Below are 22,500 nucleotides of genomic sequence, written 5' to 3'. Positions count from 1 at the left end.
CGTGGACGTTACCCCGGGCACCACGGACCACGCGGGGCACAGCGCGGCCTCGATCACCCTCGAGGGCATCAGCAAGCGCTACCCGGACGGCACCGAGGCCGTACGCGAGCTGAGCCTGGAGGTCAAGGCCGGCGAGCTGGTGGTGCTGATCGGGCCCTCGGGCTGCGGCAAGTCCACCGTGCTGCGGATGGTCAACCGGTTGATCGAGCCGACCGGCGGGCGGATCCTGCTCGGCGACGACGACGTCACCCGGGCCGACCCGGTGCGGCTACGCCGCCGGATCGGGTACGTCATCCAGAACGTCGGCCTCTTTCCACACCAGACGGTCAGCGCCAACGTGGCCACCGTGCCCGGGCTGCTCGGCTGGCCGAAGGAGCGCGTCCGCAAGCGGGTCGCCGAGCTGCTGGAGCTGGTCGGCCTGGACCCGGCGCAGTTCGGTCGCCGCTACCCGCACGAACTCTCCGGCGGCCAGCGGCAGCGGGTCGGGGTGGCCCGCGCGCTCGCCGCCGATCCGGTGGTGCTGTTGATGGACGAGCCGTTCTCGGCCGTCGACCCGATCGTGCGGACCCGCCTCCAGGAGGAGTTCCTGCGGCTACAGGCCGAGGTCCGCAAGACCATCGTGCTGGTCACCCACGACCTGGACGAGGCGGTCCGGCTGGGCGACCGGATCGCGGTGCTCTCCGAGGGCGGCCGGCTCGAACAGTACGACCGGCCGGCCGCGCTGCTCGGGTCACCCGCCTCGGAGTTCGTCCGCGAGTTCGTCGGCGCCGACCGGGGCATCCGGCGGCTCGCGGTCACCCCGGTCAGCCGGGACCGGTTGGAGCCGGTGCCGGCCGGCACGAGCGGCCTGCCGACGGTGGCGCTGGGCGGCTCCGCGTACGACGCGCTGGCGGTGATGCTCACCGCGACGGTGGACCGCGCCCTGGTCACCGAGGACGGCCGCCCGGTCGGCGTGCTCAGCCGGGAACGGGTGCTCGCCCTCGGCCACCCGGAGGCGTGAGCCGCCCCCGGAGCGCCGGGTCAGGCGCGACCGCCCAGGCTGGCCGTGCCGACGATCCAGCCGGCGAAGAACCCGTACGTGGCGCCGGTGCCCGCCGTTTGGAAGCTGACCAGCAGGGACGCGTCGGTGCCGAGGAACGCGGCGAGCAGCGCGGCCAGGCCGGCGGCCAGCACGTACGCCGCCCAGCCGGTGCAGAACTGGCTCAGCGATCCGGGCACCCGGGCGGCCTGGGCGGCGGGCATCAGATAGAGCAGCCCGGCGGCGAGCAGCACCAGCAGGACGGCCCGCAGGTCGCCGCCGGAGATCCGCTCGCCCGAGTCGCCCATCCCGAACCGCCAGGCGGGCCAGGCGAGCAGGCGCAGGAACCAGCCGCCGGCCCCGTCGGGGTCGGTGTGCGTCGCGGCCCAGCCGACGTACCACGGGCTGCCGCAGACGGCGACCAGGATGAGCACGGCCAGGGTGCCGGTGCCCGCGGCGGTGCCGTACCCGCTGACGGTCCGGGGGCGGTTGGTCAGGGCCATGCCGCGCTCAGTTCCCGCCCGCTCGGCTCGGGCAAACCTGCGCACCAGGCGGACCCGCCGGGTCAGTGCTTCAGCAGGTAGTCGATGAAGGCGGCCCGCAGCAGCGGCGCCGACTCCTCGTAGCCGTGCCCGGTCAGCTCGCGCCACAGCGCCGCCGCCTCGTCGATGGTCGGGCCGACCGAGTTGGGTGCGCCGTCCAGCGCAGCGGCCTCGTCCGCGTTCGGCAGATGCCGCAGCACCGACCAGAAGAACCCGACGTCGCGCCGCTCCCGGGCCAGCGCGAACGCCCGCTCCCGCAGTTCCTCCGTGGAGAGCGTGTCGAGCTCCGCGAAGGAGCGCCCCTCGGTGCCGGTGGCAGGTGTGTCGGTCATGCCGCCGAGCCTAACCGGCGAGATCACCTTCGGCCCGCCGGACGCGGCGGACGGCCGGCCTACCGGTCGGTGGTGTCCCAGCGGCCCGGACCGGACTCCCAGCGTGGCCCCTCCCACTGCGCCGGCGGCTCCACCGCCTGAGTGGGCATCGCCGGCGGCCAGTTCTCCACCGGGGCGGGCTGGGGCAGCGACCAACCGCCGCTGAGGGAGCCGTCATGCGGTGGGGCCAGCTCGGTCACATCGCCGGTCGCCGGCCGGCCGGCCGACTCGATCAGCCGGGTGACCACCAGGCCCAGCCCGAGGACGACCCCGCCGACCGCCCAGCGGCTGAACGTCCAGCCCCGGGCGTCAGCCCAGGCCAGGAAGACCACGGTCAGCCCGACCGCGAGCAGGGTGCCGAAGACGCCGCCGCGGCGGCCGTACACGCTGGTGCCGGCAAGCGTCGCGATCCCGACGGCCAGCACCGTCCAGTCCAGGCCGGAGCCGGGCGCCACCGGGCCGGCGCCGTTCGCGGCGAGCAGGATCCCGGCGAGGGTGGCCAGCACGGTCGAGCCGACCAGCCCGCCGACGGCAATCACCGCGGCCCCCACCCCGCGCCGCCGGGCCGGGTCGGCGACCGGCCGGAACCGGCCGACCAGTCGGCGGATCGACCGGATCGCGCCGAACAGCCCGCCGAGGACGGCCGCCGCGGCGAAGCCGGCGAGCAGGTACCAGGCGCTGTGGCGCGGGTCGTACTCCCCCTGGACCAGCACCGGCGCGGTGCGGCGCTCGATGTACACGATCACGCCGGCCGCGCCGGCGAGGGTGGCCGCCCAGCCGGGCACGTGGAACACCACCACCACGAGCCCCACCGCCAGCCCGCCCAGCGCGGCGACGGCCAGCGCCGGGACAGCCGCCCCGACCACCCCCCGGTCGCCCTGCTCGGCGAAGTGCAGCGCCGCGGCGACGGCGACCGGCCCGACCGCGAGGTTCACCGCGGCGGTGCGCAGGCTGACCCCGGCGGCGAGGGTGAGCAGGCCGTACGCCACCACGGCCACGGCCAGGGCGCGCAGCGCAGCGCCGCGCAGGGCGTCGGCGTCCCGCTGCCAGAGCAGGAGCGTCACCACCACCAGCGCGACGAGGAGGACCAGCTCCCAGCACACGTGCACGGCGATCCGGTCCCGGCCGTGCTCCTCGGCCGCCCGGTCGTCGAGGGGGTGCTCCGGCCCGGTCGCGGGAACCCCGGAGGACGGCTCCGCCGTCGTGCTCCGGCCAGGTTCGTCGTACCCCATGACGCGCGCCTCCCGCGGTGGGCGGCCGTCCCGCTGTCGCCCGCAGGGACCGGGGCGGCCGTTGCTCTCGGTCGCCAGGCACGGTACCTGCGCCCGGGGCGACGCGTAACCCCCCTTGATCAGCGGTGACCGGGGCGGTTCTTCCGGTCGGTGCCCTCCCGGTCCTCGTCGTCCTCCTGCTCCGGCACCCGGCAGGAGCGCTCCAGCCACAGGGCGGCGGCGACCAGGGCGAGCGAGGCGACCAGCCCGGTGATGGCAGCCGGCCGGTCCTCGATGGCCGCGTTGGTGTCCTCGATGAACAGCCAGCCGGTGATGCCGGCGTAGAAGCCGAGGAAGATGGCGCCGGCGAGCGCGGACGCCTTCGCCAGCACCACGAACCGGGCGACCAGCAGCGGGTTGACCGGGTCCCGGCCGGGCCGGCGCTCGATCCGGCTGCGGGTGTTGATCGCGGCGTACGCCTCCAGCACCGTCAGCCCGGCCAGCGTGATCACCGGCAGCCAGGGCAGGCCCGGCACCACGTCGTAGTAGAAGGCGCTGACCAGCAGCCAGGCCAGCGCGGCGGCGGCCAGGGCCGCGACCACGAGCGTCGAGACGCGGGTGGGGCCCAACCGGAAACGGTCGGGATCGCCCCCGCGTGGGGACTGCGCCTGGGTCATGCCAGCCGGCTCCACTGGGTCATGTGTCCGACTCTATCGCCAGATCGGGCCGCGGACCGAGTTCCAGGGCGTCGGAGGCGAGCGGCTCGACGTTGAGCAGGTCGGTGAGCCAGCCGTGCCCGGGCAGCCGGCCGTGCGGCTCGATGTCGATCCACGGTCGCAGCACGAACGCCCGCAGGTGGGCGCGGGGATGCGGCAGGGTCAGCGCGGGGTCGTCGCTGAGCACCGGCTCGCCCGCGTCGTCCCAGACCGCGACGACGTCCACGTCGAGGGTGCGCGGCCCGTACCGACGCTCCGGGTCGCGGGTGCGGCCGGCCGCCGCCTCGGCGGCCCGGGCCCGGTCCAGCCAGTCGCCCGGGCCGGCCGCCGGGTCCGCGACCAGCACCGCCGCGTTGAGGTACGCGGGCTGCTCGGCGTCCCCCCACGGTGGAGTCTCGTACACGCCGGAGACGACCCGGACGGCGTCGCCGAGCGAGGCCACCGCCGAGCGCAGGTGGGCCAGGCGGTCGCCGAGGTTGCTGCCGATCGACAGCACGGCCCGGCTCACCGGGTACGCCGCATCGTCACGGCCACGTCGGCGAAGGTGTGCGGGATCGGGGCCTCCGGCTTGTGCACGGTGATCGTGGCGGCGGCCACCAGCGGCTCGGCGAGGCAGACCGCGAGCAACCGGTCGGCGAGGGTCTCGATCAGGTCGACCGGCTCCCCGGTGACCACGGCCACCAGCTTCTCGGCCAGTTCGCCGTAGTGCACCGTGTCGGCCACCCGGTCGGAGCGGGCGGCCGGGCCGAGGTCGACTTCGAGCACCGCGTCGACCACGAACTCCTGCCCGGCGGCGCGCTCGAAGTCGTACACCCCGTGCCGGCCGTGCGCGCGCAGGCCGGTCAGCTCGATCCGGTCGGTCATCGGTCCCCTTCGTGTCCGGTGCCGGCCCGGGCCGGCGCGACCAGGCGGGGGCGGCCGGTGGCCCGCCAGACGGCGAGCGCGTCGGCGGTGCCCCGCACGTCGTGCACCCGGACCCCCCACGCCCCCGCCGCCACCGCGAGCACGCTGGTGGCGGCGGTGGCCGCCTCCCGGCCCGCGGTGGGCCGGGGCTGCCCGTCGGCGTCGGCCAGCAGGCGGCCCAGGTACGACTTGCGGCTGGCCCCGAAGAGCAGCGGGAACCCGAGGTCGATCAGCTCGGGGAGGCGGGCACTGAGCTCCCAGTTGTGCGCGGCGGTCTTCGCGAAGCCGAGCCCGGGATCGATGACGATCCGGTCCGCGGCGACGCCGGCGGCGAGGGCCTCGTCGACCCGCTGCGCCAGCTCGGCCCGGACGTCGGCGACCACGTCGGTGTAGCTGGCCAGGGCGCGCATCTCGCGGGAGTGCCCGCGCCAGTGCATCAGCACCCAGGGGCAGCCGGCGTCGCGGACCACCCGGGCCATGTCCGGGTCGGCGAGGCCGCCGGAGACGTCGTTGACCACGTCCGCGCCGGCGGTCAGGGCCGCCTCGGCCACCCGGGCTCGGCTGGTGTCGATGCTGACCGGGATGCCGGCGGCGGAGAGCTCCCGGACCACCGGGAGGATCCGGGCGATCTCGGTCTCGGCGTCCACCCGGTCGGCCCCCGGCCGGGTGGACTCGCCGCCCACGTCGACCAGCCCGGCACCCTCCGCCCGGAGCCGCACGCCGTGTGCGACGGCGGCGTCGAGGTCGCCGTACCGGCCGCCGTCGGAGAAGGAGTCGGGCGTGACGTTGAGGACGCCCATCACCACCGGGTCCGTCGCCCGTACCAGATCGGTCACGACTGCACGGTACCGGTCGTGAGCTGGGCGCCCGGCGGCCCGGGTGGGCGCCCAGGAGAGCGGTCCTGACATGCGCGTTAGAACAGGTGTACGATCGGTCGTCCGGGGCGTATCGGGCCGAGTCTTCGCGGCTTGTCGCAAAGGGGGGCGGCCCGTACGCTTTGGAATGGCCCAGCAACGGGCGGGCGAAGACCGGAGGGAGGGTCCAAGCGGGGCAAATCCCCCAGATCTCGCCACCGTCCGTGGCGAGGTGACAGACACAGTGTCAGGGACGCCATGTCACCCAGAGCGCGTCCCGCCAGGTTCGCCCGACTGCACCACCGCGGCTCCCCCCGGGTCGCGACATGGGGAGGTTTCCAGTGATCGCCATCGAGCTCGTGGAGACGGCGACGTCCGGTGTCACCCAGCTGTTCCACACCCTGACGTCGACCCCACTCGCCGCGCCGGCCCCCAAGGGCATCGACACCAACGGCGTGGTCTCCTTCTTCGCCAGCAAGATCGCGCCGATCCTGCTGGCCGTGCTCGGGGTCATCTTCATCGGGCGGGCCAGCCGCGGTGAGATCTCCAAGGTGCTGACCAGCTCCGCCATCGCCATCGTCGGGCTCGCCTTCATCGCCGGCGCGGCCACGCTCTTCTTCGTCGGCGACTACCTGATCGACCTGATCTTCGAGTAGGCGCAGGGCGACAGATGCGGCTGCGCACCGACGACGACATCTACCGGGCTCGCCTGGTCTACCTGGGCCCGCCCGGCTACACCCTGCCCGTCCACCTGCCGTACGCCCAGTACGGCCTGTTCATGCTGCTCGTACCCCTCTACGTGTTCATCCACTGGCTGTTCACGATGAACGTCGACCTCTTCCCGGCGTGGGAGATCGCGCTCGCCATCGTGACCACCTCGTTCATCTTCCGGTACGTCGACCCGGACCGGCCGGCGCGGATGGTGATCCGCACCGCGCTGACGGACTGGCGCCGTACCCGGGAACCGGCCGCCGAGCAGCGCGACCCGCGCCTGGTGGCGAGCCGGATCAGGATCCGGGAGGAGCTGGCATGACCGGGTACGCGCCGACGGCACGACCCCACGACACGGGTGAGGCGGTGGCATGAACCGCTCCTCCACGCCGGGCTCCCCGGCCGGGCGGCACGCCGGCCCGCGCGTTAACCGTGCGCGGTCGATCGACTACACAGAGGAAGAGCAGGTCGACGAGACCGCCCTGGTGCCGGGGCCCGGCCACGGGCGGGTCGGCGTCTTCCAGGCCCCCCGGCCCAGCCCGCAGCGGCCGGTCGAGCCCGCCGCGCCGCCGCCCCTGGCCGGCGACGGCACGGACATCGACTCCCCCTTCCTCGACCTGTTCGGCGGCACCCGGCCGAGCCGTCCGGCGTTGCCCCCGCCACCCGCCGCGCGCCGCCCCGCGCCGGCGGCACCCCAGCCCGGCGTCGAGCGCGAGGCACCGCCCATCCCGCACCAGCTCCCGCCGCCGCCCGCCGAGCCGCCACCGCTCGCCGCGCGCCCGCCGGCACCCGAGCTTCCGCCGGCCCCCAACCGGGTGCCCCACCAGCCCGGCGAGCGGCTGCCGGTGGTGCGCCCGGCGGCCGAGCCGGAGTTCGCCGCCGACCGACCGGCCCCGGAGCCGGAGCGGGCCGTCCCGCGCCGGCCGGCGGGACCCCCGACCCGCGAGGTGACCGCGCCGGCCGGCCGGGAGGTCGCGGCGCCGGCCGGCCGCGCGGTGACGCCCCCGCGCCAACGGACCCCCGCCACCCGGGACGACAAGCCGATACGCCCGGTCCGGGTCAAGGCCCCGAAGATCAAGTTCGGGGACCGCGACCCCTCCGTCGAGCTGGCCATCACCGAGATCGCCGGCCACCTCACCTTCACCCCCAACACCGTCACCGCCTGGTACTGGCTGCCGGAGGTGCGCTGGGCGTTCCGCCCGGACGCCGAGCGGGAGGCGCTGCTCTCCGCCATCTCCGAGCAGTACGCCGGGCTCGCCGGCTTCCGGCTGCACCTGCGCCGCACCACCCGGCCGTTCCCGGCCGACGAGTGGGCCCGCACCGTCGACGCGCACACCGCCTCGCCGCTGCCCGACGTGCCGGGCACCGCCGGCTGGGCCGACCACCTGGTTGCCGCGCAGCGGCACCTGATGGCGGTCAACCACGCCGAAGGCCAGACGTACCTGGGGGTGACCTTCGCCCGCCGGTCGCTCGGCGACTCGCTCACCGAGCGGCTGCTGCGCACCTTCGGCCGGGGCACCGCCGAGGGCGAACGGCGGCGGCTGGGACGCACCGTCGAGCAGTTCGACGAGGTGCTGGGCGCGTTCGGCATGCGCGGCCGGCGGGTCACCGCACAGGAGCTGGAGTGGCTGCTCTACCGCTCGGTGGCGCTCTGCATGGCGCCGCCCGGCACCCTCTCCCCGGTGACCGACGGCCGGTGGGAACGCGGTGACCTGCTCGCCCTCACCGAGCAGATCGAGCGCTACCGCACCCCGTACGGCTCCACGGTCAAGCTGGTCAACCGGATGACCGGCGAGGAACGGCACCTCGCCGTGCTGGCCGTGGGCCGGATGGAGCCGCTGGAGATTCCCGAGCGGCACGAGCCGTGGCTGCACTTCCACGAGCGGCTGCCGTGGCCGATGGAGATCTCCACGCGGGTCGACATCCTCGGCTCCGGCGACTCCTTCCGCAACCTCGAACACCGGCTCCGGATGATCCGCTCCCAGCAGCTCGACTACGCCGAGCACGGCATCGACGCGCCACCGGAGCTGGAGCGCCTCGCCAAGCGGGCCCTGGTCATCGGGGACGAGATGACCACCGGCCTGCCGGTGGACTCGGCCCGGGCGCACGGCTGGCACCGGATCGCGGTCGGCGGCCGGACCAGGGAGGAGTGCCTGGAGCGGGCCCGCCGGCTGGTCCAGCTCTACTCGCGGGAGCTGCGCATCTCGTTGCAGCACCCGAAGAACCAGGACTGGCTGGCCCGCGAGTTCATCCCCGGCGAGCCGATCGCCAACACCGGGTACGTCCGCCGCATGCCGGTGCCGCTGCTCGCGGCGGCGCTGCCACAGGCTGCCTCGACCGTGGGCGACCGGCGCGGCGACCTGATCGGCCGGACGGCGGGCACCTGCCGGCGACCGGTCTTCCTCGACCTGCACTTCCCGATGGAGGTACGCGAGCGCTCCGGGCTCGCGGTCTTCGTCGCCGAGCCGGGCGGCGGCAAGTCCACCCTGCTCGGCGCGCTCGGCTACCTGGCCGCCCGGCGCGGCGTCCAGGTGACCCTGCTGGACCCGTCCGGCCCGCTGGCCCGGCTGTGCGCGATGCCCGAGCTGCGTCCGTACTCCCGCGTGCTCAACCTGACCGGTTCCGAGCACGGCACCCTGGCGCCGTACTCGCTCATCCCGACGCCGCTGCGCAGCGAGTTCGGCAGCGGCGCCACCGGCGACCGGGAGTTCGAGATCGCGGTCTCCAACGCCCGCGCCGAGCGGCGGATGCTGGTACAGGACATCTGCATGATGCTGGTGCCGCCGCAGGTGGCCCGGGAGGCGTCCACCGCCACCCTGTTCCGGCACGCCGTACGCCAGGTGCCCGCCGAGGAGGCGTCCACCCTGGACGACGTGGTCAGCTGCCTGCAGGGGCTGGACGACGACGCCGGCAAGGAGCTGGCGAACCTGCTGCTCGACACCGCCGAGATGCCGCTGGCCATGCTCTTCTTCGGCCGGCCGCCGGAGGGCCTGCTGGGCGCGGACGCGGCGCTGACCGTGATCACCATGGCCGGCCTGCGGCTGCCCGACCTCAAGATCGAACGCGAGTACTGGTCGGCCGAGGAGGCACTCGCCCTGCCGATGCTGCACACCGCCCACCGGCTGGCCGTGCGTCGCTGCTACGGCGGCTCCATGTCCTCCCGAAAGCTGGTCGGCCTGGACGAGGCGCACTTCATGGAGGGCTGGCGGTCCGGCCGGTCCTTCCTGGTCCGCCTCGCCCGTGACTCCCGCAAGTGGAACCTGGCCGCCCTGGTCGCCTCGCAGAACCCCCGCGACATCCTCGGCCTCGACGTGCAGAACCTCGTCTCCACCGTCTTCGTCGGCCGGATCGCGGAGGACAGCGAGATCGCCTCCGAGGCGCTGCGGCTGCTGCGGGTGCCGGTCAACGACGGCTACGAGGCCACCCTCGCCTCGCTCTCCGCGGCCGACGCCGGCTCCTCCGCCCGGCTCGGCTTCCGCGAGTTCGTGATGCGCGACGTCGACGCCCGGGTGCAGAAGGTCCGGGTCGACGTCTCGTACGTCGAGGGCCTGCTCGAACACCTCGACACCACCCCCGCGGCGGTGGCCCAGGCCGCCGGCGCACTGCCGACTCTCCTGCCTGACCTGGAGGCGTGACATGGCGAGGGCCCGGGCACGGATCGCGGCGCTCCTCCTCGCGCTCGGCGTACTCGCCGTGGCCACCGTCGGGTGGCCGGTGTTCGGCGAGACACCCGCGTCCGCCGCGCCGACCACCGCCCGGGCCGCCGCAGCGGCGGAGCTGTGCACCACCAAGGAGTGGCAGACCGACTTCCGCGCCTGTGTGGCGAAGCTCAAGGCGGTCGGCGACGACGAGGTGAAGTGTCGCAACGCGCCCGTGCCGGGTGCGCCGGACTCCGGGCTCGCCGGCTGGTTCGCCTCCCGGCCGGACTCGTCCAAGCTGCCCGGCCCGAAGGGGCTGTACAGCGACTACGGGTACGCCGGGTACAGCTACATCACGTACGACATCGAGGGCGGCTGCGCCTCCTCCGTCCTGCACCCCGACTACCGCTTCACCACCATGATGGCCAACGGCGAGTTCATGTTCGCCAACGCGATCATCGGAGCGTCCAACGCGCTGCGCGAGCGCGCCTGGGACCCGCGGACGATGTGGGGTTGGGCCGACCCACTGGTGGAAAAGGCCACCAAGGCCGTCTACAAGAAGGTGTTCAGCGTCTTCGGCATCATCACCATCTGCGTGGTCGGGCTCTACCTGCTCTGGCGCTCCCGCCAGTCGGACATGAGCAACGCGATGACCACCGCCGGTTGGGCGATCCTGGTGATGGTGGCGGTGACCGCCCTGGCCGCCTGGCCGGTCAAGTCGGCGAACATCGCCGACGGGACCCTGATCACCACCCTCGGCGTGGTGCACGATGCGGTGGGGCCGACGTCGAAGGACGTCCCGCCGGACAAGTGCGCGCTACCGAACCCGAACGCTTGCATCGACAAGCGCCCGCCGGCGGTTCGGGCCAGCGACACCGCCACCGAGACGATGCTCTACCGGAACTGGCTGCGCGGGGTGCTCGGCTCCGCGGACAGCGAGACCGCCAAGAAGTACGGGCCGGCACTCTACGACGCCAAGTCGCTCACCTGGGAGGAGGCGCAGAAGCTTCGCCAGAACCCGGCCACCCGCACCGCCACGATCAAGGCCAAGCAGCAACAGTGGGCCAGGGTCGCCGAGCAGATCAAGTCCGAGGATCCGGAGGCGTACGAGTATCTCCAGGGCGTCCGGGACATGGACCGGGTGGGGGCCGGCTTCATCGCGGTGCTCGCCTCGCTGCTCTTCGCGATGTTCGACCTGACCGCGTCGCTGCTGGTGCTGCTGGGCTTCCTGATCTTCCGGTGGGCGGTGATCGCCGCGCCGATCCTCGGCACGATCGGTCTGCTGCGACCGGCGAGCGCCGGGCTCCGCCGGCTGGGCAACGCGGTGGTCGCCGCCGTGTTCAACATCGCCATCTTCGGCACCGGCGCCGCCATCTACCTGTTCTCGGTCGACCTCATCATGAGCACGCCGACCCTGGCCGGCTGGCTCCAGGTGGTGCTGGTCTGGCTCTGCGGCGTGGTGGGGTGGCTGCTGCTGCGCCCGTACCGGCGCATCACGCAGCTCGGCGGCAAGGACAGCAGCGAGGCGGTGAGTTCGGCCGGTTCCTGGCACCGGAGGTTCTTCCGGGACGTACGGGTCGCCGCCCGCCTCGACGTGGTGGAGCCGGGCGGCACATCGGAGCCGGCGGTCGGCCGGCAGCGCAGGGCGGCATCGGAGCCGACCTCCCTGCGCCCGGAGGCCCGCCGGGAGGATCCGGTGCACAGCGCGACCAGCCCGCCGGAGCAGCGGCGGCCGGACGGTCGGGAGCGCGTCGACGAGATGCCCGAGGCCGAGCGGCGACGGGGTGCGGATCGACCGGCTCCCCCGCAGCCGCGCCGCCGGCAGCCGGCCACCTGGACCGAGCCGGATGTGCCGGAGAAGGCACCCTCGTTCGCCATCTACCGACCCGGCTCGACGGACCGCACGCCCGCGCCGCCCACCCCCCGGATCCGTTCCGAGGCGCGGTGACGGCGATGCGGCGGGCGCTGGAGTTTCTGTTCACGCGGGCGTTGCGGTCGAGGATCGGCGTCGCGCTCGCCCTCGCGGTGGTGGTCTTCGGCATCATCGGCGCAGCCCGCCTCGTCTCCGGACCCACCGACTCGCCTGCCGGGGTGACCGGCGGACCCCGGCACCCGATCAGCACGGTCGATCCGGAGGCCGGTGACGACGGCGCGACGGCCGTAGCCGAGCCACCGCCGCCACGCACCAGTCCCGGCGCGTTGACCCCGGAGCGCACGGCGGAGCGGTTCGCCACCGCCTGGCTGGGTGGCGGACGGGACGCGGACGAGTGGCAGGCGGCGATGCGCCCGCTCTCGACGCCCGCGCTCACCGAGAAGCTGCGCGGGGCCGATCCCGCCGGCGTCCCGGCGGAACGGGTCACCGGCGCGCCCACGCTGCTGCCCCGGACCGAGACCACCGTCGAGGTGACAGTTCCCCTCGATCTCGGACGGCTCCGGCTCACCCTGGTGGGTCCGGACGGGCGTTGGCTGGTGGACGAGGTGGACTGGGAGCGGGAATGAGCGACCTGACCGGGACCGGTGGCCCGACCCGACGCACCCTGCGACGCGGCGTCGTCGCCGGAGCGCTGACCGCTCTGCTCGCGCTGCTCTGCTGCGTCGGCGGCGCCGGGGCGTTCCTGCTCACCGAGCTCGGCGACGAGAAGCAGGACGAGCCGGTGGCGGCCACCTTCGGCTGCACCCAGGCGCACGGCGTGAACGTCACCGGCCGGATGCCCCGGTTCGCGGAGTACGGCGAGGAGCAGCTCCGCAACGCCGCCGTGATCATCAAGGTCGGCCAGGAGATGGACGTGCCGGCCCGGGGTTGGGTGATCGCGATCGCGACCGCGATGCAGGAGTCCGCGCTGCGCAACCTGGGCCACCTGGGCCGACGCAACGACCACGACTCGGTCGGACTGTTCCAGCAGCGCCCCAGCCAGGGCTGGGGCACCGCCACCCAACTGCGGGACCCGGTCTACGCGTCCCGCAAGTTCTACGCCAAGATGCTGCGGGTGCCGCGCTGGGAGCACCGGCCGTTGACGGACGTCGCCCAGACGGTGCAGGTCAGCGCGTTCCCCGACGCGTACGCCAAGCACGAGGACCTCGCCGGCCGGATCGTCAACGCGCTGGCCGGCGGGGCGGCCCGTACGGTGCGGGTCGCGGAGCAGACCTTCTGCGACGCCGCGGCCGGGGCCAGGATCGCCGCCTCCGGCTGGACGGCCCCGCTGCCCGGCGGGGTGGTGTCGGGCTTCCGTACCGCGGCCCGGCCGGCGCACAACGGGGTCGACCTCGCGGCCGACAAGGAGACTCCGATCCACGCCGCGACGAGCGGCCGGGTGCTGGTGGCCCGGTGCGACCCGGACCGCCGGGGACGGTGGGACTGCAACGTGGACGGTTACCCGGGCAAGGGCGGCTGCGGGTGGTTCGTCGACATCCTGCACGCGGGTGGCTACATCACCCGCTACTGCCACATGATCCGGCGCCCGCTGGTGAAGCCGGGACAGATGGTGGCGGCCGGCGAGGAGATCGGTCGCAGCGGGAGCAGCGGCAACTCGTCCGGCCCACACCTGCACTTCGAGGTGCACGTGGGTGCCGATCGCTCCAAGCGCGGGGCCGTCAATCCGGTGCCGTTCATGCGGGAACGGGGCGCCCCGCTGTCCGGCAAGGCGTGAGGGTTTCCGCAGGATGACCGGCCCTCTCCCCGATCCCTTCGCCGGCCAGCCGGACTGGGCGCCGCTGCCGCCCCGCCCCGTCGAGATCGTGCCGGCCACCGCCCGCGTCGAGCTGCGCGGGCAGCGGGTGCTGGTCGGTCTGCCCGGGCTGGGCTGGCGGGGTGACCTGCGGGCCGACGACCGGGTGGTCCAGGGCAGCCGCACCTACGTGCCGATCATCCCGGAGCACGAGTGGTACCGCGCCGAGGCCGAGCAGGTGGAGGTGTTCGCACCCCTGGTGCCCGTCGAACGGGTCTGGGTGGAGACGATCGGCCAGCGGCCACCGAGCGCCGGAGGTCCGTCCGCCGCCGGGCCTCGGCTCGTTTCGCTCGACGGCCCGTCCCACCGCGTGCCGACACCGGTGTTCGAGGCCGACGCGGTCACCGGGCGCCGTGTGGTACACGTGGTCGACTCGGTCGAGCACCGCGACCTGCGGGCGGTCACCGAGACCTACTCCGGCGCGGAGGGCGACATCTGCGTCCGGGTCACGCCGGAGCTGGAGTGGTACCGCTGGGCCTGGCGCGGCCAGCCACCGAGCACCCTGGAGGTGCCGGTACACCTGCTCTGGCTGGAGTAGCCGCCGTCACCCGGCTCGCTGTGCGCCACAGACGGCCCAGCCGTCCTGGTGCCTCGTCTCAAACTGCCAGCTCTGCCGATCGCTCTGCGAGACGCCGTCGACGATGGCGGAAATGATGAGGTCGACCTCGACCACGGCGGCGTCCCCCGACTGCTGGGCGTTCAGCGGCCCCCAGCTCACCGAGATCGTCGTGCTGAACCTCTTCTCCCGCGTGACGAGGTCATCCCGAAGCTCACGTAGACCATCCAGCTCAGCCCGTCCGTCACAGACAAATTGCTGCGCCCTCGTGTCGTTGCGGTCGACGAGGAACGCCCGCAGATAGTTGTCCACCACCACATCTGGGGCGCTGCGGTCCGGTGTTGTCGCGCGGTGGTACAGCACGAACCCCGCCACCGCGCCACCGGCGCAGAGCAGCGCGAGCACCCCGGCGACCACCGTCAGGACGGTACGCGTCCGGCGCGGCGGCCGGGCCGGCGTCGGTGCCGCCGGAGGCGGAGCCAACTGCTCCGGCGGGGTCCGCTGTGCCGGTACGCGGGAGACCTGGGAACCGGCGGGGGGCTGCACTGATTCCACCCTCTGAGGCTATCGGCTGGGCGCCTCGTACCCAATGCCCCAGATGCTGCGGATCGTGACTGGACAACCCCGGCAGGTGAGAGTTCACCCCGATTTGCGACAGGATCGGCGCAGCGCCGACGCGCATCCCGGAGGAGGGGGCCGCCCTGGGTTACGGTCTCTGCTCGGGGAGGGTTGCCAGCCTCGGGATGAGGGGGTGGAGCGGTGGCCGGTCCGAAGGTTCGCGTCAACCGCGCCGCCGCACTGCACCGGCGGGCAGCCGCCACCGCGGCGGCCGCGGCCACCGCCCTGGACGAGACCCGCCCCGCCCCGGCCGACCAGCGCCGGCAGTACGAGATCGCCGACCGGCTGCGTACGGTGGCGGCGCTGGTGGCCCCCGGCTGGTCGGGCGCACCGCTCGACACCCTCGACCCGGGGGTCGCGGCCGGCGACGGCCCACCGGCCGTCGTCCGGGTCGGTACGGCGGCCCCGCTGGACGACGCCCGCTTTCCGGCCCTGGTTCCGCTGCTCGGCACCGGTCATCTGACCGTCGACGCCGACGCCGGGGATCATCGGGTCGCCGGGCTGCTCCGCAGTGTGCTGCTGCGCCTGCTGGCCGCCACGCCGGCCGGCTGCCTGCTGGTCCGCGTGGTGGACGCGGGAGCCGGCGGCGCGGCGGGTGGAGCTGAGCCGATCACCGTGGCCACCTTCGCCGGTTTCGCCGATCTGGTGGACGCCGGCCTGATGCCACCCCCGGCGGTCGACGTGGCCGGGCTGCGTGCCGTGTTGACGGAGGCCGAGCAGTGGGTGGCGCCGGGCGGCGGCCGGGAACGCCGGCACGACCGGATCCTGCTGCTGGTGGTCGCCCGGCTGCCGGACTCGGCCGGCCCGGACGACCTGGCGCGGATCGAGACGCTCGCCGCGCAGGGCCGCCAGGCGGGCCTGCACCTGATCGTGGCCGGCTGGCCACCGCCCGGCCCGTACGCCACCCGGGAGCCGCTGCCGCAGTCCACCGCGCTGTATCTGCGCAACGCGTACGCGCTGCTCGGTGATCCGCCGGGTGGCTCCCTCGCCGGGCCCGGCGGGGCGGCGCCGGGCGGGTTGAACTCGCCGGTCTTCCTCGACAACGAGCCGCCGCCCGAACTCGTCGCGGCGGTCTGTCGGCGACTCGCCGACCAGGTCGAGGCGGGCTCCCGGCTCGGTCTGGCCGACCTGCTGCCCGATCCCGACGGCGAGCTGTGGGAGTCGAGTTCGGCGGAGGGCGCGTCGACCACGGTGGGCGACGCCGGGGGGCGGCCGGTGCGCCTCGGCTTCACCGAGCTGACCCCGCACTGGCTGGTCAGCGGCCGCTCGACCGCCGTCCGCGCCGCCTTCCTGACCAACGCGCTGCTCGGTCTGGCCGCGCGTTACTCCCCCGCCGAGCTGGAGCTGTACCTGGTCGACCTCGACGAGGACGAGTCGTTCGTGGAGTTCCTGCAGACCGAGCGGGACCGGTCCTGGGTGCCGCAGGTCCGGGCCGCCGCCATGGGCGCGGACCGGGAGTACGTGCTCGACCTGCTCGACCTGCTCGGCGCGGAGGTGCGCAGCCGGGAGGAGGCGGGCCAGCGGGCCGGCGGCCAGCGCTTCACCGAGCTGCGCCAGCACCAGAGCCTGCCCCGGCTGGTCTGCATGATCGACAGCGTGTCGCGGCTGTTCGCGGTGCGGGACCGGATCGCCACGGAGGCGGCGGCGAAACTGGACGCGCTGGCCCGCGCCGCCCGGGCGTACGGGGTGCACCTGGTCCTGGCCGGCGAGGGTGACCTGGGGATGGCCGGCCCGACCACCCGCGACTCGGTTCTCGGGCAGTTCCCGGTGCGGGTGGCGCTGCCCGGCGGGGGCGCGGTGTTGGAGCCGGCCAACGACGCGGCGGCCGGCCTGCCCCTGGGCAGCGCGGTGGTCAACACCGCCGGCGGCCTGGGCGGCCCGCGGGGCGCGACCCGCGGGCATGAGCGGATGGTCCGGTTCCCGGATCCGCACGACGATCCGGAGACGGTGGCAACGCTGCGGCACCGGCTGTGGTCGGCCCGGCCCGAGGGCGCGTCCCCGCCGGTGGTCTTCGCCGGGTACGCTCGCCCGCTGCTGCGCAACGACCCGCTGCACCGGGCGGCCCTGGCCGGGCGGTCGTGCACCCCGGCGGCGCTGCTGGGCCGGGCGGTCGACGTACGCCGCAGCACGGTGGCGGTGCCGCTGGGCCCGGTGGCCGGCCGGAACCTGGCGGTGCTCGGACCGGGCGCGGACGCGGCGGCGCTGCTCGTGACGGCCGTCCGTAGCGTCGCCGCCCAGCACCGTCCCGGGACCGCCCGATTCCTGGTCGCCGCGGCCGCCGAGGGCGCGGCCGGACCGGCCGAGGCGCTGGTCGCCGAGCTGGCCGACCGGCACCCGGTGACCCGGGTGGACGTCGCCGACCTCCTCACCGCCGCCGACCACCAGCCGGGCCACTCCGCCGACGACCACGGGCGGGCTGCGCCCACCGCCGACGCGGCCGGTGCACCGGCGACGGCCGGTCCGAGCGGCGTCGACGGCGAACCGGCCGCCGGGGTGACCTACCTGGTGGTCTTCGGGGTGGACTCGGCGCCCGCCGAGGCGTTGCCCGCCGAGCGGCTGCGCGCGGTGCTGCGCGACGGACCACCGGCCGGCACGCACCTGTTGGGCTGGTGGCGGACGGTGCCGACGTTCGCGGCCCTGTCGGAGGCCGACGGCGAGGTGGAGAAGCTGGCCGCGGTCGCGGTGGTGGGCACGCCCGGCGCGCAGCTGGCGTCCGTGTTCGGCCGTCCGGTGGACTGGCGTCCGCGGCCGGACCGGGCGGTGCTCTGGGACGGTCCGGGCGAGCACGGCGTCGTCCTGGTGCCGTTCGCGGCCGAGGAGGGGGCGGCATGAGGGTGCTGCGGGGGCAGGCCGGGCCGGGGCGGCAGCGTACCGGCGAGGAGCCGACCGGGGTCGCCCCGGGGCAGGCCGCCGCCGAGGAGCCGGCGGCGGATCCGGTGGTGGCGGCCTGGTCGGAGTACGTGGCCGCGGCCCGCCAACTCGACGGGGTACGCCGTGCCGCGGCGACCGCCGCCGCCGAGCAGGCCCGGGCGGTGCGGGCCGCCCGGGAGGAGCTGTCCGAGGTGGACGCCCGGTTGGCGGCGCAGCAGTCACGGCTGCGTGAGCTGGGCGTTCCCGCGATCTCGCTGGCCCCGTCGCCGCCGGAGCTGACCGAGGCGGCCCGGTCGATGGTCGGCGGCCCGGCGGCGGTGCTGGCGGCGCTGCGGACCGCCGAGGGCTGGGCGGACGCAGCCGATCAGACGCTGGCCGCCCGGGGGCCGCTGCGGCCCGCGTCGTGGCCGGCGCGACCGCGCAACCTGCTGGTGTACGGGCCGCTGGCGCTGCTCGTACCCCTGCTCCAGCTGATCCTCTTCGTGACCACCGGCACCGGCGCGGCGAGCATCGCGGCGCTGGTCTGCGGGCTGCCGATGCCGGCGGTCGCCTTCATGGTGGGCTGGCTCGGCACCGGCCGGCTCTTCCCGGCGGGCGTGGACGGGCGGATGGACCGTACCCCCAGGTTCGGGGCGCTGGTCTGCCTGGTGCCGGCGGTCACGACCACCGCCGGGATCGTGCTGGCGATGCTGGCCGGCTGAGCCGGGCGCACCCGCTCAGCGGTGCAGGATCAGCGACATCGCCTCGGCGCGGGACTTGGCGTCCTGCTGGAGGATGCCGCGCACCGCCGAGGTGATGGTCTGCGCGCCGGACTTCTGGATGCCGCGCATCGCCATGCACATGTGCTCGCACTCGAGCACCACGATGACGCCGCGCGGCGCCAGCTTGCTCATCAGCAGGTCGGCGATCTGCGCGGTGAGCCGCTCCTGGACCTGCGGCCGGCGGGCGAAGACCTCGACCAGCCGGGCCAGCTTGGACAGGCCGGTGATCCGGCCGTCGGGACCGGGGATGTACCCGATGTGCGCGCTGCCCCGGAACGGCAGCAGGTGGTGCTCGCAGAGGCTCATCACGTCGATGTCCCGGACCAGGACGAGTTCCTCGTGGTTGGCCTCGAAGGTGGTGCTGAGCACCTGCGCCGGGTCGACCCGCAGGCCGGCGAAGAGTTCGGCGTACGCGCGGGCCACCCGGGTCGGGGTCTGCACGAGTCCGTCCCGGTCGGGGTCCTCCCCGACCGCGACGAGGATCTCGCGGACGGCCTTCTCGATCCGGCCCAGGTCGACGGTGTCCTCGACCGGTCGGCCGCTGAGCCGGCCGCTGATCAGCCGGGCGGCGACGAAGTCGAGCTCGTCGCCGTCGGGCTCGGTGGACGAAGCGGCCAGCCCCGAGTGCTCGGGGCTGGCCGCGTTCTGCGTACTCAGTGGGAACCGTCCGAGTTGTGCGAGGGACCGACGGTGGCTCCGTCGGCCTGGGCCTGCGCCTTGAGCTTCTCCTTCTCGGCCGGGGTGAGCACCGGCGGCTCGGTGGAGGGCTGGCGCTTGCCGAAGCCGTTGTACGGGGCCAGCGGCGGGCGCTTCACCACCCGGGCGCAGATGCGGGCCATGTCGGCGGTGGAGAGAGTCTCCTTCTCCATCAGCTCCAGGACCATGTTGTCCAGCACGTCCCGGTATTCCACCAGGATCTCCCAGGCCTCGTCGTGGGCCAGCTCGATCAGCGCCCGCATCTCGCCGTCGATCTCGGCGGCCACCACGTCGGAGTAGTCCCGCTCGTGGCCCATGTTGCGGCCGAGGAACGGCTCGTCGCCGCTGGTGCCGTACTTGATCGCACCGAGCTTGGAGCTCATGCCGTACTGGGTGATCATCGCGCGGGCCAGCTGGGTGGCCTTCTCGATGTCGTTGCCCGCGCCGGTGGTCGGCTCGTGGAAGACCAACTCCTCGGCGGCCCGGCCGCCCAGCGCGTACGCCAGGGTGTCGATCATCTCGGCCCGGGTCTGGGTGTACTTGTCCTCGGTGGGCAGCACCAGCGTGTGACCCAGCGAACGACCCCGGGACAGGATGGTCACCTTGTGCACCGGCGCGGCGTGCGGCAGCGCCCAGGCGACCAGCGCGTGGCCACCCTCGTGGTACGCGGTGATCTTCTTTTCCTGGTCACTCATCACCCGGGTCCGGCGCTGCGGACCGGCGATCACCCGGTCGATCGACTCCTCCAGCGAGTCGTTGGTGATCGCCCGCTGGTCCTTGCGGGCGGTGAGCAGGGCGGACTCGTTGATCACGTTCGCCAGGTCGGCGCCGCTGAAGCCCGGGGTACGCCGGGCGACGGCGTCGAGGTCGACATCGGGCGTGAACGGCTTGCCCTTGGCGTGCACCCGCAGGATGGCTTTGCGGCCCTCCATGTCGGGGGCGTCCACCGGGATCTGCCGGTCGAACCGGCCCGGGCGCAGCAGCGCCGGGTCGAGGATGTCCGGCCGGTTGGTGGCGGCGATCAGGATGACCCCGCCCTTGGTGTCGAAGCCGTCCATCTCGACCAGCAACTGGTTGAGGGTCTGCTCGCGCTCGTCGTGGCCGCCGCCCATGCCGGCGCCACGGTGCCGGCCGACGGCGTCGATCTCGTCGACGAAGACGATCGCCGGTGCGTTCGCCTTGGCCTGCTCGAAGAGGTCGCGGACCCGGCTGGCGCCGACACCGACGAACATCTCCACGAAGTCGGAGCCGGAGATGGAGTAGAACGGCACGCCGGCCTCGCCGGCCACGGCCCGGGCGAGCAGGGTTTTACCGGTACCGGGGGGGCCGAAGAGCAGCACACCCTTGGGGATCTTGGCACCGAGCGCCTGGTACTTAGCCGGGTTCTGGAGGAAGTCCTTGATCTCGTGGAGTTCCTCGACGGCCTCCTCGGCCCCGGCCACGTCCGCGAAGGTGGTCTTCGGGGTGTCCTTGGTGATCATCTTCGCCTTGGACTTGCCGAAGTTGAGCACCCGCGAACCGCCGCCCTGCATCTGCGACATGAAGAACAGCAGCAGAAGCACCAGCAGCGCGATCGGGAGGAGGTTGACCAGCAGGCTCACCCAGATGCTGTCCGACGACACCTTGGTGTCGATCGGACCGGTGATCCGGTTGGCCGCCTTGGCCTCACGCACCTCGTTCCAGACCTGGCCGCCCACCTCGTACGGGAACTGGGCCTCGATCCGGTCGGTGTTGGTGTCGTCGAACTTGGCCTTGTCCTTCAGGTCGATCTGGAGCGTCTGCTCCTTGTCCTGGAAGACGACCTTTTCGATGCCACCCTTGTTGAGCTGGTCCAGCGCCACGGACGTGTCCACCCGGTGGTAGCTGGGTCCAGCGGTGAACAGCTGACTGAGCACAACGGCGCCGAGGATGACCAGGATGATCCAGACCACCGGTCGGCGGAAGAAACGCGTACGTTCCATGCTGTCGTCGGGCGCCGAGACGCCCGCATCCTCCTGATCGACGTCCTGACCGTCTCCAATGATGTCGCCGCCGTCGGCGGCGTCGTGGCCGCCGTGCGGGCCGGCCTCGACCCCGAGGCGCAAAACTGCCGCGCCGCGGTCATTCGACGGTACACCGTGCACGCGAGGAGTGAGCTTGCGAGCCCCGCAGTCGCGCACATTCAACATCTCAGTGCACGCGAGGAGTGAGCTTGCGAGCCCCGCAGTCGCGCACATTCAACATCTCAGTGCGCGCGAGGAGTGAGCCTGCGAGCCCAGCACTTACGCGTACGGCGAACCGGGGTTTGGGTCGACGAGGCGCGGACACCGCGCCCGGCCACCCGTCCGCACGGTCAGGCGGTGCGAGGGGCCGGGCGTGGAGGGTGCCTCCACGCCACCGGCTTACACCGTAGTCCGATCAGCTGAGAGCCCGCTGAACGTCCGCTTGACGTGACGCTCAGGGGGCCGGTCAGGCGCGGGCGTAGACCTCGGGCTTCAGCACGCCGACGTAGGGCAGCTCGCGGTAGCGCTCACCGAAGTCGAGGCCGTAGCCGACGACGAACTCGGTCGGAATGTCGAAGCCGACGTACTTCACCGGGACCTGGACCTTGACCGCGTCGGGCTTGCGGAACAGGGCGACCACCTCGACGCTGGCGGCGGAGCGTGACTCCAGGTAGCGCAGCAGCCAGGAGAGGGTCAGGCCGGAGTCGACGATGTCCTCGACGACCACCACGTGCCGGCCGGCGATGTCGCGGTCGAGGTCCTTGAGGATCCGGACCACGCCGGAGGAGGTGGTGCCCTGGCCGTACGAGGAGACGGCCATGAACTCCAGCTCGGCGGGGGGACCCTGCCGGCCGAGCGCGCGGGCGAAGTCGGCCATGAACATGACCGCGCCCTTGAGCACGCAGACGAGCAGCAGCCCGTCGACGTCGGCGTAGTCCGCGGAGATCTGCTTGGCCAGCTCCGCGGTCTTCTCGCGGATCTGCGCCTCGGAAATGATCACGTGGTCGATGTCGGCGTCGTACCAGGAGCCGTCAGCCATGCTCCTAGCCTGCCGTACGCCCGCGGGATCCCGTCGGCGGGGCCGGTCCTTCGGCGCGGCCCCGCCGGGGATGTTCACCGCAAACGGGGCGAATCACGTCAGCAGGTGCCCGACCGCCAGCGGCGGCCGTCATGAGTGGGCTTCCAGTCGGCCGAGTCGTGGCTGTCGACGGTGAGTCCGGCGGTCGACGCGGCGGCCAGGAAGACCAGGAACAGCAGGAACAGCAGGAAGGCCATGGCGGCGCTCGCTTTCATGGGTTATCGGATGGTTTCGCCGCCGGTGCGCACC

General features: G+C 73.8%; 22 protein-coding genes. 10 read left to right on the top strand and 12 right to left on the bottom strand.

Translation table 11 applies throughout. From position 1 onward, the window contains the following. The first annotated feature begins 1 nt into the window (after position 1). On the top strand, positions 2 to 1,000 hold the full coding sequence (locus AB0H57_RS02595; protein WP_357501892.1) for an ATP-binding cassette domain-containing protein: 999 nt from the start codon (positions 2 to 4) through the stop codon (positions 998 to 1,000). 20 nt (positions 1,001 to 1,020) lie between these two features. On the opposite strand, the gene AB0H57_RS02590 is transcribed toward AB0H57_RS02595, so the two are convergent. The 7 genes from AB0H57_RS02590 to folP form a co-directional block, all read right to left on the bottom strand. After that, the gene (locus AB0H57_RS02590; protein WP_357501890.1) at positions 1,021 to 1,521 is read right to left on the bottom strand and encodes a hypothetical protein; all 501 of its coding nucleotides are present in this window, start codon (positions 1,519 to 1,521) and stop codon (positions 1,021 to 1,023) included. 62 nt (positions 1,522 to 1,583) lie between these two features. After that, positions 1,584 to 1,892, bottom strand: a complete 309-nt coding sequence (locus AB0H57_RS02585; protein WP_357501888.1) for a hypothetical protein — start codon at positions 1,890 to 1,892, stop codon at positions 1,584 to 1,586. A 59-nt stretch (positions 1,893 to 1,951) separates the two neighbouring features. Beyond that, on the bottom strand, positions 1,952 to 3,163 hold the full coding sequence (locus AB0H57_RS02580) for an ABC transporter permease (protein WP_357501886.1): 1,212 nt from the start codon (positions 3,161 to 3,163) through the stop codon (positions 1,952 to 1,954). A gap of 119 nt (positions 3,164 to 3,282) precedes the next feature. Beyond that, entirely contained in the window at positions 3,283 to 3,819 is a 537-nt protein-coding gene (locus AB0H57_RS02575; RefSeq protein ID WP_357501884.1) for a DUF3180 domain-containing protein, read from the bottom strand. 19 nt (positions 3,820 to 3,838) lie between these two features. Then, on the bottom strand, positions 3,839 to 4,366 hold the full coding sequence (folK, locus tag AB0H57_RS02570; RefSeq protein ID WP_357501882.1) for a 2-amino-4-hydroxy-6-hydroxymethyldihydropteridine diphosphokinase: 528 nt from the start codon (positions 4,364 to 4,366) through the stop codon (positions 3,839 to 3,841). Next, complete coding sequence (folB, locus tag AB0H57_RS02565; protein ID WP_357501880.1) at positions 4,363 to 4,722, bottom strand: dihydroneopterin aldolase; 360 nt, start codon at positions 4,720 to 4,722, stop codon at positions 4,363 to 4,365. Before folB ends, folK begins: the two co-directional genes overlap by 4 nt. After that, a complete protein-coding gene (folP, locus tag AB0H57_RS02560) occupies positions 4,719 to 5,597 on the bottom strand; it encodes a dihydropteroate synthase (protein ID WP_357501878.1) in 879 nt (292 codons plus the stop codon). The genes folB and folP overlap by 4 nt, the downstream gene beginning before the upstream one ends. 359 nt (positions 5,598 to 5,956) lie before the next feature. On the opposite strand from folP, the gene AB0H57_RS02555 reads away from it, so the two are divergent. Genes AB0H57_RS02555 through AB0H57_RS02525 form a run of 7 tightly spaced genes read left to right on the top strand, consistent with a single transcriptional unit; the run spans position 5,957 to position 14,227 of the window. After that, positions 5,957 to 6,271, top strand: a complete 315-nt coding sequence (locus tag AB0H57_RS02555) for a hypothetical protein (protein ID WP_357501876.1) — start codon at positions 5,957 to 5,959, stop codon at positions 6,269 to 6,271. 14 nt (positions 6,272 to 6,285) lie between these two features. Then, positions 6,286 to 6,648 (top strand): hypothetical protein, encoded by a 363-nt coding sequence (locus tag AB0H57_RS02550; RefSeq protein ID WP_357501875.1) that lies wholly within the window; start codon positions 6,286 to 6,288, stop codon positions 6,646 to 6,648. Positions 6,649 to 6,697: 49 nt separating this feature from the next. Further along, entirely contained in the window at positions 6,698 to 9,961 is a 3,264-nt protein-coding gene (locus AB0H57_RS02545; RefSeq protein ID WP_357501873.1) for an ATP-binding protein, read from the top strand. Position 9,962: 1 nt separating this feature from the next. Beyond that, positions 9,963 to 11,912, top strand: coding sequence for an MFS transporter (locus AB0H57_RS02540; RefSeq protein ID WP_357501871.1), 1,950 nt, complete (start codon positions 9,963 to 9,965; stop codon positions 11,910 to 11,912). Beyond that, positions 11,909 to 12,463, top strand: coding sequence for a hypothetical protein (locus tag AB0H57_RS02535; RefSeq protein WP_357501869.1), 555 nt, complete (start codon positions 11,909 to 11,911; stop codon positions 12,461 to 12,463). Before AB0H57_RS02540 ends, AB0H57_RS02535 begins: the two co-directional genes overlap by 4 nt. Positions 12,464 to 12,468: 5 nt before the next feature. After that, entirely contained in the window at positions 12,469 to 13,611 is a 1,143-nt protein-coding gene (locus AB0H57_RS02530; protein ID WP_357502302.1) for a M23 family metallopeptidase, read from the top strand. A gap of 13 nt (positions 13,612 to 13,624) precedes the next feature. Further along, a complete protein-coding gene (locus AB0H57_RS02525; RefSeq protein ID WP_357501867.1) occupies positions 13,625 to 14,227 on the top strand; it encodes a hypothetical protein in 603 nt (200 codons plus the stop codon). 6 nt (positions 14,228 to 14,233) lie between these two features. Here AB0H57_RS02525 and AB0H57_RS02520 read toward each other — a convergent pair whose 3' ends face one another. Beyond that, positions 14,234 to 14,791: a hypothetical protein gene (locus tag AB0H57_RS02520; RefSeq protein ID WP_357502300.1), complete on the bottom strand. Its 558-nt coding sequence runs from the start codon at positions 14,789 to 14,791 to the stop codon at positions 14,234 to 14,236. A 213-nt stretch (positions 14,792 to 15,004) separates the two neighbouring features. Between AB0H57_RS02520 and AB0H57_RS02515 the strand changes: the two genes are divergently transcribed. Together AB0H57_RS02515 and AB0H57_RS02510 are read left to right on the top strand one after the other, a co-directional pair. Then, complete coding sequence (locus tag AB0H57_RS02515; protein WP_357501866.1) at positions 15,005 to 17,695, top strand: cell division protein FtsK; 2,691 nt, start codon at positions 15,005 to 15,007, stop codon at positions 17,693 to 17,695. Then, positions 17,692 to 18,435: a hypothetical protein gene (locus AB0H57_RS02510; RefSeq protein ID WP_357501864.1), complete on the top strand. Its 744-nt coding sequence runs from the start codon at positions 17,692 to 17,694 to the stop codon at positions 18,433 to 18,435. The genes AB0H57_RS02515 and AB0H57_RS02510 overlap by 4 nt, the downstream gene beginning before the upstream one ends. A 15-nt stretch (positions 18,436 to 18,450) precedes the next feature. On the opposite strand, the gene folE is transcribed toward AB0H57_RS02510, so the two are convergent. From folE to AB0H57_RS02490, 4 genes are all read right to left on the bottom strand, one after another. Beyond that, positions 18,451 to 19,113, bottom strand: a complete 663-nt coding sequence (folE, locus tag AB0H57_RS02505; RefSeq protein ID WP_357502299.1) for a GTP cyclohydrolase I FolE — start codon at positions 19,111 to 19,113, stop codon at positions 18,451 to 18,453. Positions 19,114 to 19,148: 35 nt separating this feature from the next. Further along, a complete protein-coding gene (ftsH, locus tag AB0H57_RS02500; RefSeq protein ID WP_357501862.1) occupies positions 19,149 to 21,152 on the bottom strand; it encodes an ATP-dependent zinc metalloprotease FtsH in 2,004 nt (667 codons plus the stop codon). 487 nt (positions 21,153 to 21,639) lie between these two features. Beyond that, positions 21,640 to 22,212 (bottom strand): hypoxanthine phosphoribosyltransferase, encoded by a 573-nt coding sequence (hpt, locus tag AB0H57_RS02495; protein ID WP_357501860.1) that lies wholly within the window; start codon positions 22,210 to 22,212, stop codon positions 21,640 to 21,642. A 98-nt stretch (positions 22,213 to 22,310) separates the two neighbouring features. Then, positions 22,311 to 22,466, bottom strand: a complete 156-nt coding sequence (locus AB0H57_RS02490) for a hypothetical protein (RefSeq protein ID WP_357502320.1) — start codon at positions 22,464 to 22,466, stop codon at positions 22,311 to 22,313. Positions 22,467 to 22,500 lie beyond the last annotated feature (34 nt).

The organism is Micromonospora sp. NPDC050686, assembly GCF_040654475.1.
Lineage (GTDB): Bacteria > Actinomycetota > Actinomycetes > Mycobacteriales > Micromonosporaceae > Micromonospora.
This window is presented reverse-complemented; position numbering and strand designations above follow the sequence as displayed.